Annotated in this window: 18 protein-coding genes and 1 tRNA gene; 10 read left to right on the top strand and 9 right to left on the bottom strand. The window is 72.1% G+C overall.

What is annotated here, in order from left to right; genetic code table 11:
* Nucleotides 1–22: 22 nt before the first annotated feature.
* Nucleotides 23–1,186, bottom strand: coding sequence for an MFS transporter (locus ACLQ3K_RS13820; protein WP_426000028.1), 1,164 nt, complete (start codon nucleotides 1,184–1,186; stop codon nucleotides 23–25).
* 64 nt (nucleotides 1,187–1,250) lie between these two features.
* Between ACLQ3K_RS13820 and ACLQ3K_RS13825 the strand changes: the two genes are divergently transcribed.
* Nucleotides 1,251–1,865 (top strand): TetR/AcrR family transcriptional regulator, encoded by a 615-nt coding sequence (locus tag ACLQ3K_RS13825; RefSeq protein WP_426000030.1) that lies wholly within the window; start codon nucleotides 1,251–1,253, stop codon nucleotides 1,863–1,865.
* Between the two features lie 3 nt (nucleotides 1,866–1,868).
* Here ACLQ3K_RS13825 and ACLQ3K_RS13830 read toward each other — a convergent pair whose 3' ends face one another.
* Complete coding sequence (locus ACLQ3K_RS13830) at nucleotides 1,869–2,858, bottom strand: DUF4185 domain-containing protein (protein WP_426000032.1); 990 nt, start codon at nucleotides 2,856–2,858, stop codon at nucleotides 1,869–1,871.
* Between the two features lie 138 nt (nucleotides 2,859–2,996).
* On the opposite strand from ACLQ3K_RS13830, the gene ACLQ3K_RS13835 reads away from it, so the two are divergent.
* Nucleotides 2,997–3,242 (top strand): hypothetical protein, encoded by a 246-nt coding sequence (locus ACLQ3K_RS13835; protein ID WP_336670306.1) that lies wholly within the window; start codon nucleotides 2,997–2,999, stop codon nucleotides 3,240–3,242.
* 41 nt (nucleotides 3,243–3,283) lie between these two features.
* Here ACLQ3K_RS13835 and ACLQ3K_RS13840 read toward each other — a convergent pair.
* Nucleotides 3,284–3,369: transfer RNA gene (locus tag ACLQ3K_RS13840), tRNA-Leu, on the bottom strand.
* Nucleotides 3,370–3,472: 103 nt separating this feature from the next.
* Here ACLQ3K_RS13840 and ACLQ3K_RS13845 point away from each other — a divergent pair.
* Both ACLQ3K_RS13845 and ACLQ3K_RS13850 read left to right on the top strand, forming a co-directional pair.
* Nucleotides 3,473–4,813 carry a M20/M25/M40 family metallo-hydrolase gene (locus tag ACLQ3K_RS13845; RefSeq protein ID WP_224645180.1) on the top strand — a complete coding sequence of 447 codons (1,341 nt, stop codon included), beginning with the start codon at nucleotides 3,473–3,475 and terminating at the stop codon, nucleotides 4,811–4,813.
* Nucleotides 4,814–4,842: 29 nt separating this feature from the next.
* The gene (locus tag ACLQ3K_RS13850) at nucleotides 4,843–5,376 is read left to right on the top strand and encodes a YbhB/YbcL family Raf kinase inhibitor-like protein (protein WP_426000035.1); all 534 of its coding nucleotides are present in this window, start codon (nucleotides 4,843–4,845) and stop codon (nucleotides 5,374–5,376) included.
* 59 nt (nucleotides 5,377–5,435) lie between these two features.
* Here the strand turns inward: ACLQ3K_RS13850 and ACLQ3K_RS13855 are convergent, their stop codons facing one another.
* The 3 genes from ACLQ3K_RS13855 to ACLQ3K_RS13865 are packed head-to-tail and all read right to left on the bottom strand — an operon-like array spanning nucleotide 5,436 to nucleotide 7,799.
* A complete protein-coding gene (locus tag ACLQ3K_RS13855; RefSeq protein ID WP_224645201.1) occupies nucleotides 5,436–6,509 on the bottom strand; it encodes a quinone-dependent dihydroorotate dehydrogenase in 1,074 nt (357 codons plus the stop codon).
* Between the two features lie 26 nt (nucleotides 6,510–6,535).
* Nucleotides 6,536–6,787 carry a DUF5703 family protein gene (locus ACLQ3K_RS13860; RefSeq protein WP_224645182.1) on the bottom strand — a complete coding sequence of 84 codons (252 nt, stop codon included), beginning with the start codon at nucleotides 6,785–6,787 and terminating at the stop codon, nucleotides 6,536–6,538.
* Between the two features lie 7 nt (nucleotides 6,788–6,794).
* On the bottom strand, nucleotides 6,795–7,799 hold the full coding sequence (locus tag ACLQ3K_RS13865; RefSeq protein WP_426000037.1) for a YncE family protein: 1,005 nt from the start codon (nucleotides 7,797–7,799) through the stop codon (nucleotides 6,795–6,797).
* Between the two features lie 63 nt (nucleotides 7,800–7,862).
* On the opposite strand from ACLQ3K_RS13865, the gene ACLQ3K_RS13870 reads away from it, so the two are divergent.
* Entirely contained in the window at nucleotides 7,863–8,708 is an 846-nt protein-coding gene (locus tag ACLQ3K_RS13870) for an undecaprenyl-diphosphate phosphatase (RefSeq protein WP_224651255.1), read from the top strand.
* Here ACLQ3K_RS13870 and ACLQ3K_RS13875 read toward each other — a convergent pair.
* Nucleotides 8,695–9,558 (bottom strand): LysR substrate-binding domain-containing protein, encoded by an 864-nt coding sequence (locus tag ACLQ3K_RS13875; RefSeq protein WP_336670303.1) that lies wholly within the window; start codon nucleotides 9,556–9,558, stop codon nucleotides 8,695–8,697. The genes ACLQ3K_RS13870 and ACLQ3K_RS13875 overlap by 14 nt on opposite strands.
* 70 nt (nucleotides 9,559–9,628) lie before the next feature.
* Between ACLQ3K_RS13875 and dapA the strand changes: the two genes are divergently transcribed.
* The 5 genes from dapA to ACLQ3K_RS13900 all read left to right on the top strand — a co-directional run bounded on the left by dapA (nucleotide 9,629) and on the right by ACLQ3K_RS13900 (nucleotide 13,807).
* Nucleotides 9,629–10,525 (top strand): 4-hydroxy-tetrahydrodipicolinate synthase, encoded by an 897-nt coding sequence (gene dapA / locus ACLQ3K_RS13880; protein WP_224651259.1) that lies wholly within the window; start codon nucleotides 9,629–9,631, stop codon nucleotides 10,523–10,525.
* Nucleotides 10,526–10,738: 213 nt separating this feature from the next.
* The gene (locus ACLQ3K_RS13885) at nucleotides 10,739–11,653 is read left to right on the top strand and encodes an alpha/beta hydrolase (RefSeq protein ID WP_224651261.1); all 915 of its coding nucleotides are present in this window, start codon (nucleotides 10,739–10,741) and stop codon (nucleotides 11,651–11,653) included.
* Nucleotides 11,654–11,792: 139 nt separating this feature from the next.
* Entirely contained in the window at nucleotides 11,793–12,452 is a 660-nt protein-coding gene (locus ACLQ3K_RS13890; protein ID WP_224651263.1) for a histidine phosphatase family protein, read from the top strand.
* Nucleotides 12,449–13,030: a DUF3090 domain-containing protein gene (locus ACLQ3K_RS13895; RefSeq protein ID WP_224651265.1), complete on the top strand. Its 582-nt coding sequence runs from the start codon at nucleotides 12,449–12,451 to the stop codon at nucleotides 13,028–13,030. The genes ACLQ3K_RS13890 and ACLQ3K_RS13895 overlap by 4 nt, the downstream gene beginning before the upstream one ends.
* Nucleotides 13,031–13,036: 6 nt before the next feature.
* Nucleotides 13,037–13,807, top strand: a complete 771-nt coding sequence (locus ACLQ3K_RS13900) for an SCO1664 family protein (protein ID WP_224651305.1) — start codon at nucleotides 13,037–13,039, stop codon at nucleotides 13,805–13,807.
* Nucleotides 13,808–13,827: 20 nt separating this feature from the next.
* On the opposite strand, the gene ACLQ3K_RS13905 is transcribed toward ACLQ3K_RS13900, so the two are convergent.
* Complete coding sequence (locus tag ACLQ3K_RS13905; protein ID WP_224651267.1) at nucleotides 13,828–14,010, bottom strand: hypothetical protein; 183 nt, start codon at nucleotides 14,008–14,010, stop codon at nucleotides 13,828–13,830.
* Entirely contained in the window at nucleotides 14,007–14,876 is an 870-nt protein-coding gene (locus ACLQ3K_RS13910) for a DUF692 domain-containing protein (RefSeq protein ID WP_426000041.1), read from the bottom strand. The genes ACLQ3K_RS13905 and ACLQ3K_RS13910 overlap by 4 nt, the downstream gene beginning before the upstream one ends.
* Nucleotide 14,877 lies beyond the last annotated feature (1 nt).

Consider the following 14,877-nt stretch of genomic DNA (forward strand, 5'->3'; position numbering starts at 1 on the left):
CCCGGATTAGAACATGTTCTGGTCAGTCGCGGGTGGCGATCGCGGCGGTCAGGCCCCCGAAGGCGAGCACCGCGGCACCGCCGAGCGCGACGGTGCTCAGCCCGCCGCCCAACAGGGCGTCCAGCGGCGCACCCAGGCTCGCGCCGCCGAAGATCGCCACGGTGTAGAGCGACGCGGCGGCGCCGATCGCCGGCGCACCGAGCCGGGTCACCTCCGCCACCACGGATGGGGCAGCGAGGGCCACCGCCCCGACGAGGAGGAACAGACCCGCGCCGACCGCGACCGTCGCGCCGACCGCGCACAGCAGAGCCCCGGCGACGGCGAGCGCCACCGCGGACAGGATCCGGGCCCGGGCCGGGACGCCGCCCAGGCGCAGCGTGAGCACGCCCGCGACGAGCACCGCCGGGAGGGAGCTGGCGCGCAGGACGAGGAGCGTGGTGGCGGACCAGCGGCCGTCCGCCGCGATCGCGGTGTACAGCGCCACGAGCACGCTGAGGAACGTCAGGCCGGTGCAGTAGAGCAGCACCAACCGGGGGCGGGCGAGCAGGCCGGGGATGGCGCGGTGCACGGAGGCGGGCGACGGCCGCGCACCCGCGGGCGCGGCGTCGCCCGGGAGCAGCGCGCGGACCGCAATGGCAGCGGCCGCCGCGGCGCCGGCGAAGGCCAGGAAGACACCCGTGATGCCGAGCGCCGGCGCGATCAGCTGCGCCGCGACCTGGCTGACGACCGCGGACGCGAGGCCCGCTCCGATCGCGGCCGTGTTGAGCGGGACACGTGCCGAGGCCGGGGCGGTGCGCGCGATGTAGGCGAGGGTGGCCGGGGTGAACGCGGCGGCCGCGAGTCCCTGTGCGGCGCGCCCCACGAGGAACCAGGACGCCGACGGCGCGAATGCCGTAAGAGCGGTCACGACCGCGGTCGCGGCGGCGCTCGCCACCATGAGGCGCCGCGCCCCGAAGCTGTCCGCGAGGGGGCCGAGCGCGAGGATGCCCAGCGCGTAGGCCAGCGCGAAGGCGGTACTGGCGAGCGCGGGCGTCGAGCCCGACGCGCCGGGCAGCGTCCCGATCTCGGCTGCGAGCGGCAGCACGACGTAGAGCTGTCCGACGATCGGCAGCGCCCCGAGGGCGGTGATCGCGCCGGTGCGGATCAGGGCGGGACGAGCGGTGTCGGAGCGGGTGGTCGTCGTCATGCGGCGAACGTAGCAACCGTACGGTTGGCGCGTCAACCGAACGGTTGGCGGTAGTCTGTCGGCTGTGACCGACGCCGCCGGATACGAATCGACGCCCACGAGCGAGGCGCTCATCGCCGCCGCCCGCACCGAGTTCACCCGCCGCGGCTTCGACGGTGCCCGCGTCGCCCGCATCGCCGCGGAGGCCGGCGTCAACAAGGAGCGGATCTACGGCTACTTCGGGAGCAAGGAGGGGCTGTTCGAGGTCGTCATGGCCAAGGCGCTCACCGAACATGTCGAGCACAGCCCGTTCCTCGAGGGGCAGACGCTCACCGAGCACGTCATGGCCGCGTACGACCACCACCGCCGCGACCCCGAGCTGGTGCGGCTGCTCATGTGGGAGTCGCTGCACTACGACGCCGACCAGGGCGAGACGCCGCCGTTCAGCGACGGCCGACGGGAGTTCTACCGCCGCAAGGTCGAACGGCTGCGGGCGGTCACCGGCGGTACCGACGACCTACGCGCCGCGATCGCGCTCTACGTCGCAATCGGACTGCAGGCCGCGCCCTTCATGATCCCGCAGCTCGGCGCCGTCATCCTCGGCCGGCCGCTCTCCGACGACGAGGTGCAGGAGTCGCTGCGGCCGCTCGTCGAGCAGACGGTCCGGTTCATCGAGGCGCGCCTCACCGACGAGGGCTGAGCGTCAGGGCCGGCGCAGGGCGCCGGTGAACATCATCGACTTGTACGGGTGCCCGACCGCGGTGTTCCACTGCGAGACGACGAGTCGTGCGGACTCCAGCGTCGAGCCGGGGACGAGGTAACCGCCGTACAGCTGGGCGACCCGGCCCGCCGCGTGATCCTCGTCCTGCCACGACGAGCCCTGCAGCAGCGTCACCGGATCGGACCACACCCCGTCGATCCGGTCGGCGAAGCGCGCCGCGATCCGGTAGCCGGCGGCGTCGAAGTAGGTCAGCACCCAGGTGCCCTCCACCAGCGACAGGGAGAGCTCCCCGTAGCCCTGGCCGAGCGCGAGATCCGTGGGCGGGTTGCCCCACGCCCAGCCCGTGTCCTGCCGCCAGCCCCAGGACTCCCACTCGACGTTGACGCCCTTGCGGAGCGTGCCGAGGGTCTCCGTCCGCATGCGGTGCAGCCGCAGGCCTTTGTCGCGCGTGAGGCCACCCGTGGAGACGTTGTAGGTGTAGCCGTCCGGGGCGGAGCACAGCGCCCACATGCACCAGGCGCCGTCCGCGTGGCCGGCGTTGTACTGCGCGACCTCCCGCCACGTCGCGGCACCGTCGTCGCTGCGCCACAGGCCCGTCTGCACGACGGTGTCGAGGCTCTGCATGGTCATCGTGTGCAGGTACAGGACCCCGTCGACCCGGATGCACGTCGTGGGCAGGATCGTCGTGAACCGGCCGGTGTCGTGCGAGTAGTCGAGCAGCTGACGCGCGCGGTCGGGATCGGGTCCGGCGGGGCGGCTCATGACGCCGTTGCGGTCGCCGAACAACCCGACGGGGGAGCGCCACTCGCCGGCGCCGATGCTCAGCCCCTCGAAGGTGTCCCCGAAGACGTAGAGCACCTCGTCGCCGACGCGGCACGCGATGCCCAGATCGGTACCGCCGACACCGAACCGGGTGACGGGCGTGATGTCGCGGAGCTTGCGGAGGCGGGTGGGCTCGATCGACTGGGGCACGTCCGTCAGCCTGCCAGACGGGGCGCCGTCGCGCGCCGCTCCGGCGGTGCGGGGACAGGTTCGGGGGAACTGTTCCGAAAGTCCGGTACGCCGCGGAATCCGTCGCGGCCGGGCGCGAACGGGAGCACCATGAACGGTATGGAAACGTTCACGGGACGCGAACTGTACGAGGCCTTCCACGCGGACTACGACGCCGTCACCGATCGCGATGCGCGGATCTTCGACGCCGAGGGCCGGCTGCTGGCGGCGGGGCGACTGTCGGGGCTCCGGCTCGACGAATCGGGCGGCACCGAGACGGTCGAGTACAGCTTCCTGTCGCTGCACGACGACGTCGTCTGGGCGCCGTCGCACCGCATCGAGCTGGCGCCGCAGCCCGTCCAGTAGAAACGCGAAAACCCCGGCCGGGGCCGGGGTTTTCGTCGTTGTGCGCGGAGGGGGACTTGAACCCCCACGTCCATTAGTAGGACACTAGCACCTCAAGCTAGCGCGTCTGCCATTCCGCCACCCGCGCTGGGAAGCTCGTTAACCGTAATCCACGGGGGCCCGGGAAACCAAATCGGCACGTCGGGGGCACCGTGGGCGCGTCGAGAGCGTCGCCCGTCCGTGGTACTCATATGGGTGTGGCTACTGCAGTGAACGCGCTCGACGAGGTCGTCGAGACCGTGAGCGCCCTGATCCGATTCGACACCTCCAACACCGGTGAGCTCGAGACCACCAAGGGGGAGGCCGAGTGCGCCCGCTGGGTCCAGGCGCAGCTGGAGGAGGTCGGGTACGAGACCGTGTACGTCGAGTCGGGCCAGCCCGGCCGCGGCAACGTCTTCGCGACCCTCAAGGGTGCGAACCCGAAGCGGGGCACGCTGCTCGTGCACGGGCACCTCGACGTGGTGCCCGCGGAGCCCGCCGACTGGAGCGTGCACCCGTTCTCGGGCGCCGTCGAGGACGGCTACGTGTGGGGCCGCGGCGCGGTCGACATGAAGGACATGTGCGGCATCATGCTCGCGCTCGCGCGCCAGCTGAAATCGACGGGCACGGTCCCGCCGCGCGACATCACGTTCGCCTTCCTGGCCGACGAGGAGGCCGGAGGGACGTGGGGATCGCACTGGCTGGTCAAGCACCGGCCGGAGCTGTTCGCGGGCGTCACGGAGGCCGTGGGCGAGGTCGGCGGTTTCTCGCTGACCGTCGACACCCCGTCGGGCGACAAGAAGCGCCTGTACCTCGTGGAGACCGCCGAGAAGAGCATGTGCTGGATGCGCCTGACCGCGAAGGCACGGGCCGGGCACGGATCGTTCGTGCACGAGGACAACGCGGTCACCCTCCTGTCGGAGGCGGTCGCCCGTCTCGGCCGGCATACGTTCCCGCTGGTTCTGACCGACAGCGTGATCGAGTTCCTCCGCGCCCTCGACCGGGAGTCGACGATCGACATCGACCTGGACGGGCCGGACCTTGAGGGCCAGCTCGCCAAGATCGGCGGGCTCGCCCGCATCGTCGGCGCCACGCTCCGCGACACCGCCAACCCCACCATGCTCAAGGCGGGCTACAAGGCGAACGTCATCCCGCAGACCGCCGAGGCCGTCATCGACTGCCGCGTCCTACCGGGCCGGCAGGCCGCGTTCGAGAAGGAGCTCGACGAGATCCTGGGCCCGGACATCGAGCGGGAGTGGATCACCAAGCTCGACTCGTACGAGACCCAGTTCGACGGGGATCTCGTCGACGCCATGAACGACGCGATCCTCGCGTTCGACGCGGACGGCCGCACGGTGCCGTACATGCTGTCGGGCGGGACCGATGCGAAGGCCTTCGCCAAACTCGGGATCCGCTGCTTCGGCTTCGCGCCCCTGCAGCTGCCCGAGGAGCTGGATTTCGCGGCGCTGTTCCACGGCGTCGACGAGCGCGTCCCCGTCGACGCGCTGAAGTTCGGTACACAGGTCTTCGAGCACTTCCTGATGAACTCCTAGAGATCCGCGCACCACGAGAGGAAATCGCCATGACTTCGTTCGATGCGTACGCGGGGCTGCCCGCCCTTCCGGCGCTGACCGTCACCTCCGAGAGCATCGTCGACGGGGCCGAGCTCCCCGTAGCGCACCGCAGCGGCATCATGGGCGCGGGCGGCGAGGACGTCTCGCCGCAGTTGTCCTGGAGCGGCGCGCCGGCGGGCACCAAGTCCTACGCCGTGACCTGCTACGACCCCGACGCACCGACCGCCTCCGGGTTCTGGCACTGGGCGGTCGCGAACATCCCCGCCTCTGTCACGTCCCTCGCCGCCGGCGCGGGCGACGGTGCGCCGGGCTCGCTCCCGGAGGGCGCGCTGACGCTCAACAACGACGCGAGCCTGCCGCGCTACATCGGTGCCGCGCCGCCCGCCGGGCACGGCCCGCACCGGTACATCTTCGTCGTGCACGCGCTCGGCGTGGAGAAGCTGGACCTTCCGGCCACGGCGACGCCCGCCTACCTGGGCTTCAACCTGTTCGGCGCCGCCATCGCCCGCGGCTCGATCACGGCGACCTACGCGCAGGTCTGATCAACGACGAAGGCCGCGCCCGGAACTCCCGGGCGCGGCCTTCGTCGTGCGTCAAGGCGTCAGCGATCGACGCCTACCGCCTCGGAGATCGAGGCGAAGCCGTCGGCGCGCAGGCGCGCGGCCAGCTCCTTGTGCACGGACCGGGTCCACGCGGGACCGCCGTAGATGAACTGCGTGTACACCTGCACCAGCGACGCGCCGGCGCGAATGCGCTCGTAGACCTCGTCGGCGGTCTCGATGCCGCCGACCGAGATCAGCACCAGGTCGTCGCCCACGCGGGCGGAGAGGCGCCGCAGGACCTCCAGCGAGCGCGCCTTCACCGGACGCCCGGAGAGGCCGCCCGCGCCCATGGCCTCGACCTCGGCGTCCGGCGTCGCCAGGCCCGCGCGGCTGATCGTGGTGTTCGTCGCGACGATGCCGGCGAGACCGAGCTCCTTCGCGAGGTCCGCCACGGCGTCGACGTCCTCGTCGGCGAGGTCGGGCGCGATCTTCACCAGCACCGGCACGGTCACGGTGTCGACGACGGCCTGCAGCACGGGGCGCAGCGATTCGGTGGCCTGGAGGTCGCGCAGGCCCGGGGTGTTGGGGGAGGAGACGTTGACGACGATGAAGTCGGCCAGCGGTCCGAGCAGCATGGCGCTGATCCGGTAGTCGTCGGCGGCGCCCTCGAGCGGGGTGACCTTGGTCTTGCCGATGTTCGCGCCGATCGGCACCGCGGTGGGTCCGGCGTCGCGCTTACGCAGCTCGTTCGCGGCGGCGCCGGCGCCGTAGTTGTTGAAGCCCATGCGATTGATCAGGGCACGATCGGCGGGGAGCCGGAACAGGCGCGGCGTCGGATTGCCGGGCTGCGCGTGGGCGGTGACGGTGCCGATCTCGGCGAAACCGAAGCCGAGCGCGCCCCAGCCGTTGACGGCGCGGGCGTTCTTGTCGAAGCCGGCGGCCAGGCCGACGGGCGCGGGGAAGCGGACGCCGAAGACGGTCTGCTCGAGGATCGGGTCCCGGTGCGCGAGGCCCCGTCGGATCCCGGCCCGAACGGGCGGGACGGCGGTGGTGCCCCGGATCAGGCCGAAGACCCAGTGGTGGATCCGCTCGGGCGAGACGAGGAACAGCACGTTCAGGAGCGACCGGTAGATCGCCTGGGACATCGCCGGCATGGTGTTCACAACCCCTTCGTGGCGTCCGGCGGCAGCATGCCGGACGTTTTCGTGCGTTTGCGGCGCAGCAGGACCCGCCGCGAACCGTCGGTGTACAGCCGCACGCGGGACAGCTCCCACCCGCCGAACTCGGCCTCGATGGCGAGGCGCATCGCCGCGGTGACGCGGGAGACCTCCCGCGGCAATCGCAACGGCAGGAAATCGTACTCCTCGTCGCTGAACGCGCCGCCCTCCCGTGCGCCTGCGGTCGTGGTCATGGGGCTCCTAGCGGGTGGGGATCGCCTGGATGCCGGCGCCGGTCGCCGACTGCACGTACAGGGTCCCGGTCTTCGCGTCCACCGCCAGCGCGTTCGGCTGGCGCACGGTGGGGTACAGCTTGCGCTGTTCGGGAATGCCGGTGTTCAGCGAGTACCCGACCACCTCGTTCGTCGCGGTGCGGGTGACCCACATCAGCTTGTCGGTGTCGTCGTAGTCGACGGCCCAGGGCGAGCCCTTCTCCGGGTACAGGAACCGCTGCATCAACGGCTCGATCGTGTAGCCGATGACCTGGTTCTTCCCCGTGTCGACGGCGAACAGACGTCCGTACGGGTCGACGGCGGCGTTGGTGATGCCGCGGCCCACGCGCAGGCCCTTGCCGAGCTTGCCGCCCGCGACGTCGACCGCGGACACGGAGGACTGCAGCCGGTCGACGACAGCCACGTCGCCGTCGTGCACGAGGATCTTGCTCGCCTCGACGGGGCCGGTGATGGTCTTCGGGTTCGACGATGCCCCGAGCGCGACGATCCGGCCGTCCGACGTCCCGGCGAGGACGGAGAGGCCCTCCTCGCGGTACGGGGCGACCGTGAGCACATCGCCGTCGACGTCGTAGGTCGCGCGGCCGACGGTGCCGTCGCTTCCGGGGAGCTCGACGACCTGCTTGCCGGCCGCGACCAGGAATCCGCCGTCCGGGTTCGCGACGACCTGACTCGGCCGTGCCGGCATGCTCGACCGCCCGACCTCCTTGAGGCCGCCGTCGACGGTGTACTGCACGATCTCGGTCCCGCTGATCGCGGCCAGGCGGCGGTTCTTCGCGTCGAAGGCGAGGCCCTCGCCCGCGGCGGCGGGGGCGACCACTCCGGCGGGGGCGGTGGCGGGCTCGGGCGCGACGGCGGGCTGGGCCGGGACGATCGTCGGGCGGTCCTCCCGCGCGGGCGTCGTCGAACAGCCGGTGAGGGCGACCGCTGCGACGACGGTGAGGGCGGCGATCCGGGAGGCGAAGGTGCGGGTCATGATCCCTCGAAACTACCGCCCCGGGCCCGTCCCGGCTGCGGCCGGTAGCCTGCCCGGGTGGACATGACGTGGTTGCAGGCGATCGTGCTCGGCTTGGTGCAGGGGGTGACGGAGTTCCTCCCCGTCTCGTCCTCGGGGCACCTGCGAATCGTCTCGGAGCTCTGGTTCGGCGACGACGCGGGAGCCTCGTTCACCGCGGTCACGCAGCTGGGCACCGAGCTGGCGGTGCTGATCTACTTCGCCCGCGACATCTACCGCATCGTGGTGGCGTGGTTCCGCGGCCTGTTCGACGCGGGCGAGCGGGGCGTCGACTACCGGATCGGCTGGTACGTGATCATCGGCACGATTCCGATCGGCGTGCTCGGCTACCTGTTCAAGGACGAGATCCGCACCGCGGCCCGGAACCTGTACCTGGTGGCGACGATGCTCATCGTCTTCTCCATCGTCATCTTCGCCGCGGAGTACGTGAGCTCGAAGTTCTACGCGAACCGTCAGCGCCCGTTGGAGCAGGTCACGGCCCGCGACGGCATCATCATGGGCTTCGCTCAGTGCCTGGCGCTGATCCCCGGCGTCTCCCGCTCCGGTGCCACGTCGAGCGCGGGCCTGTTCCTCGGCCTGCAGCGCGAGGCAGCGGTGCGACTGTCCTTCCTGCTCGCGATCCCCGCGGTCACCGCGTCGGGCCTGTTCAGCCTCCCGGACGCCTTCAAGCCCGCCGGCGAGGGACTGCACGCCTCGGGCCCGCAGCTGTTGGTCGCGACCGTGATCGCCTTCGTCGTGGGCTACGCCGCGATCGCCTGGCTGCTGAACTTCGTCGCGAAGCACTCGCTGAACTGGTTCGTCGGCTACCGCATCGCGGTCGGTTTCCTGGTCCTGGGCCTGCTCTGGGGCGGCGTGATCAGCGCGACCTGAGCGCCGCCCGCGCCGCCCCGATGAGCGGGTCGCGGGCCGCGCCGCGCCGATAGGCCAGCGCGGTGTGCCGGACCACGGCCAGCGGGGTGAGCAGGACCGCCTCCGGCACGTCGACTGCAGCCAGATCGGGGATCACTGCCACCCCCTGCCCGGCTTCGACCAGCGCGAGGACGGCGGTGAAATCGTCGGTGCGGTGGCGCACGCGCGGCGTGAAGCCCGCGTTCTCGCAGGTCCGGACGGTGGCGTCGTCGCACAGCGTGCCGACGGTGCCCGAGATCCAGCGCTCCTCGGCGCAGTCGGCGAGCGCACGTGCGCGATCCCGCGGGGTCGCGAGGTGCACGGCCTCGTCGAACAGCGGCTCGGTGTCGAGCGCGGGTTCCTCGCGCGTGGGCAGGCAGTCGTAGCTCTGGAGCAGGGCGACGTCGAGCCGCCGGGAGCGCAGTTCTTCGGGCGCCGTCGCGGGGTCGATCTCGGTGACGCGGACGCGGAGCAGCGGGTGGTCGCGCGAGAGGCGCAGGAGTGCCGGGGTGATCACGGTTCGCATGGCGGAGCTGAACGCGCCGATCCGCAATTCGCCCGCGACCTCCGTGCCGAGGGCGTCGATCTCCGCGCGGGCCCGTTCGAGGCGTTCGAGCACCGCGTCGGCGTGGCCGGCGAGGATCCGGCCGGCCTCGGTGAGCCGGACGGTGCGGCCGGTGCGCTCGAGCAGAGGCCTCCCGGCCTCGCGCTCCAGCGTCGCGAGCTGCTGCGAGACGGCCGAGGGGGTGTAGTCGAGCGCCTGCGCGACGGCCGTGATGGTGCCGCGCAGCGAGAGCTCCCGGAGGAGGCGCAGCCGGTGCGCGTCGAGCATAAGCTCAGCTTACGCTCGACATCGGAATATCGTGCTGGATCTTTCACTCGCGGTGTCGGAACCTGGGACCATGCAGCTCACCGGCCTCCACGTCCCCCTCGTCACGCCGTTCGCCGCGGACGGCACCGTCGACCTCGCCTCGCTCGAGCGCCTGGCCCACGACACCCTCGCCGACGGTGCCGACGGCCTCCTCGCCCTCGGCACCACGGGTGAGCCCGCGACCCTGACCCCCGCGGAGCGGGCCGCCGTGATCGACCGGATCGGCGGGGTCTGCGCCGAGCACCGCGCCGTTCTCACCGTGGGCGTCGGCAGCAACGCGACGGCTGACACCGCGGCCGCGCTCGGCGGCATCGACCCGCGAGCAGACTTCGCGCTCGTCGTCGTCCCGTACTACACCCGGCCCTCGGAGGCGGGCGTGGTCGAGCACTACCGCAGGGTCGCCGCCGCGAGCCCGGTGCCGGTGATCGTCTACGACATCCCGCAGCGCACCGGACGCACGTTGTCCCTGGAGACGCTGCTCGAACTCGCCGCCATCGACGGGGTGGGCGGGTTCAAGCACGCCGCCGGCGGAGTCACCGAGACGACGGTGCGCCTGCTCGCGGCGATCAACACCGCGACGCCCGGCGCGATCTCGGTCCTCGCGGGCGACGACGCCTTCGTCGGCGCCGTGTTGGCACTCGGCGGACACGGCGCGATCTCCGCGTGCGCCAACGTCGCCGCGGGGGAGTTCGCGGCGCTCGTCGCGGCGTGGCGCGAGCACCGGCTCGAGGAGGCCCGCGTGATCGGCGGCGCCCTCGCGGAACTGGCGGCGGCGCTGTTCGCCGAGCCCAATCCGACGGTGATCAAGGGTGTCCTGGCCGCGCAGGGCCGGATCGCCACGCCCGCAGTGCGCCTCCCGCTGCTCCCGGCGTCCGACGGTGCCGTCGCCGCCGCATGCGCTCTGGCGAGGTCCGTCGTCGCCGCGTAGTCGACGCGATCTACCCTGACGGCGCAGTTGTTTTCGTTCGGGGAGGTAACTATGTGGATGCACAGGATCGCCGGCGTCGCGGCGGCAGCGACTCTGGGCTTGGTGGCGGGCTGCTCGCCAGCAACTCCATCGCCACCGGATGCGAATAGCACCACGAGTTCCACGGCGCCGAGTTCGTGGGTCGACGACGAGGTCACGTTCGACAGCGGCGGCGTGACGATCCACGGCACACTGCAACGTCCCGCGACCGGTGCGCCCGCTCCGGCGGCGCTGATCATCGCTGGAAGCGGCCCGACCGACCGCGACGGTAACTCCCGGTTGCTACCGGGCACAGTGGACACCCTCAAATCGGTCGCGAACCGACTCGCGGACGCCGGCGTCGCGAGCTTGCGGTACGACAAGCTCGGGTCGGGGAAGACCGGGGTCGGACGGTACGGGGCCGATCCCGCTGCGCTCGGCGCGGACGTTTTCACGGGGGAGGCGCGCGATGCGCTCGCCTACCTCGCGTCGAGGCCGTCGGTCGACCGGAACCGGCTCTCGGCGTACGGGCACAGCGAAGGGGCGCTGTTCGCCCTGCAACTCGCTGCCGACCGCGCCGGGCCGGCGGTGCGAGCCGTTGGGCTGCTCGAACCGCTGAGTCGCCGCTACCTCGACGTGATCTCACGGCAGCTCGCCGACCAGGTCGCGGCTGCGGAGAAGGCGGGGTCGATGTCTCGGTCCGACGGCGACGCACTGCTGGCCTCGCTCGCCTCCGGCATCGCGCAGGTTCGCGCGACCGGGACCGTGCCCGCGAATCTTCCGCCCGCGTTGCAGTCGGTACTCAATCCCGGCACGGCGAAGTTTCTGCAGGAGTTGGACCGGATCGACCCGCCGGACCTCGCCCGGACTCTGCCCACCGACTACCCGGTGCTTCTGACCTGTAGTGATTCCGACATCCAGGTCAGCTGCGCGGACGTTGATCACCTCGCGGCCGGGCTCACCAGCGCCGATCTCACCTTCGTCCGGCTCACCGGCGTCTCGCACGTTCTCAAGCAGGATCCCAGCCGGGATCCGGCGAACTACACTGCGGCCCTTCCGTTCTCCACCGCCGCTGCACAGGCGATCACCGCCTTCGCGAGAACGCAGTGACCCCACGGTGGTCGTTGAACGGCAGTGGAGCGGTGGAGCAGTGTTCGCGACGGCGTCCCACGTGAACCCACCGGCCTCCGGTTCAGCCCTGAGCGATCAGAGGGCGGGACAGGACGTCCCGCGTGCATAGACTCGGGGCATGACCGTGATCCTGCTGCGCCACGGCCGCTCGACCGCGAACACCTCCGGGGTGCTCGCGGGACGGGCCGAGGGCGTCGCGCTCGACGACGCCGGCCGCGCCCAGGCTGCCGATCTCGTCGGTCGCCTCGCCGACGTCGAGCTCGTGGCCGCCGTCCGTTCTCCGCTCCTGCGCTGCGAACAGACCCTCGCGCCGCTCGCCGCCGCGCACGGCCTCACCCCCGAGGTCGACGACCGGCTCGTCGAGGTCGACTACGGATCCTGGACCGGCCGGGCGATCAAGGACCTGCTGCAGGAGCCCCTGTGGAAGGTCGTGCAGCAGCAGCCCTCCGCGGCCGTCTTCCCCGACGGCGAGGGGCTCGCCGACGTCCAGGCCCGCGCGGTCGCCGCGATCCGCGAGGCGGACCGTCGCTTCACCGAGGAGCACGGACCCGGGGCCGTCTGGGTGGCGTGCAGCCACGGCGACGTCATCAAGGCCGTCGTCGCCGACGCGCTCGGAACGCACCTGGATCAGTTCCAGCGGCTGTTCGTCGCGCCCGCGTCGGTCTCGGTCGTGACGTACGGCCCGGCGCGCCCCCTCGTGCAGTGCGTCAACTCGTCCGGTACCGTCACGCTGCCCAAACGTCCAGCCAAGGAGGCCACGGTGGGAGGCGAGGCATGAGCCGCTCCGTCCATGTTTTCCGCACCCCCGACAGGTTCGTCGTGGGCACCGTCGGGCAGCCCGGCGATCGTGCCTTCTACCTGCAGGCCGTGCACGATTCGCGCATCGTCTCCGTGCTGCTGGAGAAGCAGCAGGTGGAGGTGCTCGCCGAGCGCATCGCCGCGCTGCTCGACGAGGTGGCCCGCCGCTTCGGCACCGCGATGCCCGCCGCCGACACGCCCGTCACCGACCTGCAGCCGCTCGTGATGCCCGTCGACGCGGAGTTCCGCGTCGGCACCATGGGCCTGGGCTGGGACTCCGAGGAGAAGGCGGTGGTCATCGAGCTCCTCGCGATCACCGAGCAGGAGCTCGACGAGTCCGTCGTGCTCGCCGACGACGCAGAGGAGGGCCCCGACGCGGTCCGCGTCTTCCTCACCCCCGTCGCCGCCCGGGAGTTCGCCAACCGCTCGGAGAAGGTCCTCGGCGCGGGCCGCCCGGCGTGCCCGCTCTGCGGCGAGCCGCTCGACGCCGACGGGCACATGTGCGTGCGCCTCAACGGCTACCGCCGCGGCGCCGCCTTCGGTTCCGAGGACGAGTAGGTGGACCTGACGGTGGACCTCGAGAGCGCCGATCTGACGATCCTCGGCCGGATCACCAGCGCCTCCAACGCCACCCTGCTCTGCGACCTCGGCGACACGGGGGAGCGGGCGGTCTACAAGCCGATCCGCGGCGAGGTGCCGCTGTGGGACTTCCCCGACGGGACGCTCGCCGGCCGCGAGGTCGCCTCGTACCGGGTCTCGGAGGCGCTCGGCTGGGGCCTGATCCCCGAGACCGTGCTGCGCGACGGTCCGCTCGGGCCCGGGATGGTCCAGCGCTGGGTCGTCGAACCGGAGGACGGCCCGGACCTGGTCGACCTGTTCCCGCTCGACGGTGTGCCCGAGGGCTACCTGAAGGTCTTCACCGGCTACGTGGAGGACGAGGACGCGCCGGACGGCATCGCGGAGGTAGCCCTCGCGCACGCCGACGACCCGCGGCTGCGCCGCCTCGCGGTGCTCGACGTGCTCATCAACAACGCCGACCGCAAGGGCGGACACGTGCTCACCGGCCCGGACGGCCGCGTGCAGGGCGTGGACCACGGCATCTGCCTGCACAGCGCGCCGAAGCTCCGGACCGTGCTGTGGGGCTGGGCGGGCCGTCCCGTCGGCGACGAGCTGCTCGCCGACGTCGAGTCCTTCCGGGACACTCCGCCGGACCTGACCGGGCTCATCACCGACGAGGAGCAGGCCGCGCTCGTCGAGCGCGCGGAGATCCTCCTCGAGCTCGGCGCGATGCCGCTGCCGACCCCGAGCCGGCCGATCCCCTGGCCGCCCTTCTGATCCGTCCCTCCGGCGTCCGGTCAGCCGCGCCGCGGCAGCCACCCGGTCCGACGGGGCGCCTCCGCGTGCGCCGCGTGCGCGTCGCGCTTGTGCCGGCACACCGCCCCGGCGGCCGCGACCTCGTCCGGATCGAAGCCGTCCGGCGCGGGACCGTCGGCGACGAGGGCCCGGACCAGTGCCTCCTGGCGCTCCCGCAGGCTCATGCCCACTCCTTCCGCGCGTGCTCGGTGATGGGCGGACAGCCGGCGGCCGCGGCGATGGCGTCGAGCTCGTCGAAGAGCTCGGCCGCGGGCGGGTAGCGACCGTCGCGCTCGAGCATGAACGGCACGTCCGCACGCTCCCGCAGGGCCGTGACCAGCTCGAGCACACCGGCGTTCACCGGGTCGGTGTGCGTGTCGTGATAGCGGCCGCCGCCCTCGGAGCCGCCCGCGACGTGGCTGTAGGCGATCCGGTCGACGGGCAGCCGCGCCAGTTCGGCCAGCGCGTCGCGGCCCCGGTTGAGCGCGTTGGCGTAGACGTTCGCCACGTCCAGCACGAGCAGCGCGCCGGTGCGCTCCAGCAGCTCGGTGAGGAACTCCGCTTCGGTGTACTCCTCCTCGGGCCACCGCAGGAAGGCCGCGATGTTCTCGACGGCCAGCGGAACCGGCAGCGCGTCCTGCATCCGGGTGATGTTGCGGACCAGTACGTCGAGCGCTTCCCGGGTGCGGGGGACCGGCAGCAGGTGGCCGGCCTCGATGCCGCCGGCGCGGACGAAGGCGATGTGCTCGCTGACCAGCGGCGCCCCGAAGGCCTCTGCGCACGCGACCAGACGGTGCACGCGGTCCGGTTCGAGCTCCTCGACGCCGCCCAGCGAGAGCGCGACGCCGTGCGGCACGAGCGGGACGCCGCGATCGCCGAGGTCCGCCAGCAGGGGGTCGATCTGCGCCCGGCCGCGCCGGATCCAGACGGCCTCCGCGATCACCTCGCAGAAGCCGGGCCGCAGATCGGCGATGATCCCGGCGATTTCGCGCCGCCAGCCCAGGCCGAGGGGCCCGAGGGCGGTCACGTGGCGAGGGACGGCGCGCGTCATG

The organism is Tsukamurella sp. DT100 (assembly GCF_049844855.1).
GTDB lineage: Bacteria > Actinomycetota > Actinomycetes > Mycobacteriales > Mycobacteriaceae > Tsukamurella.

Bases quoted from the DNA above. Each gene is read 5' to 3' on its own strand.
- ACLQ3K_RS13820 (WP_426000028.1), bottom strand. From the start codon at position 1,186: ATGACGACGACCACCCGCTCCGACACCGCTCGTCCCGCCCTGATCCGC.
- ACLQ3K_RS13835 (WP_336670306.1), top strand. From the start codon at position 2,997: ATGGAAACGTTCACGGGACGCGAACTGTACGAGGCCTTCCACGCGGAC.
- ACLQ3K_RS13845 (WP_224645180.1), top strand. From the start codon at position 3,473: ATGGGTGTGGCTACTGCAGTGAACGCGCTCGACGAGGTCGTCGAGACC.
- ACLQ3K_RS13850 (WP_426000035.1), top strand. From the start codon at position 4,843: ATGACTTCGTTCGATGCGTACGCGGGGCTGCCCGCCCTTCCGGCGCTG.
- ACLQ3K_RS13860 (WP_224645182.1), bottom strand. From the start codon at position 6,787: ATGACCACGACCGCAGGCGCACGGGAGGGCGGCGCGTTCAGCGACGAG.
- ACLQ3K_RS13865 (WP_426000037.1), bottom strand. From the start codon at position 7,799: ATGACCCGCACCTTCGCCTCCCGGATCGCCGCCCTCACCGTCGTCGCA.
- ACLQ3K_RS13870 (WP_224651255.1), top strand. From the start codon at position 7,863: ATGACGTGGTTGCAGGCGATCGTGCTCGGCTTGGTGCAGGGGGTGACG.
- ACLQ3K_RS13875 (WP_336670303.1), bottom strand. From the start codon at position 9,558: ATGCTCGACGCGCACCGGCTGCGCCTCCTCCGGGAGCTCTCGCTGCGC.
- dapA (WP_224651259.1), top strand. From the start codon at position 9,629: ATGCAGCTCACCGGCCTCCACGTCCCCCTCGTCACGCCGTTCGCCGCG.
- ACLQ3K_RS13890 (WP_224651263.1), top strand. From the start codon at position 11,793: ATGACCGTGATCCTGCTGCGCCACGGCCGCTCGACCGCGAACACCTCC.
- ACLQ3K_RS13895 (WP_224651265.1), top strand. From the start codon at position 12,449: ATGAGCCGCTCCGTCCATGTTTTCCGCACCCCCGACAGGTTCGTCGTG.
- ACLQ3K_RS13905 (WP_224651267.1), bottom strand. From the start codon at position 14,010: ATGAGCCTGCGGGAGCGCCAGGAGGCACTGGTCCGGGCCCTCGTCGCC.
- ACLQ3K_RS13910 (WP_426000041.1), bottom strand. From the start codon at position 14,876: ATGACGCGCGCCGTCCCTCGCCACGTGACCGCCCTCGGGCCCCTCGGC.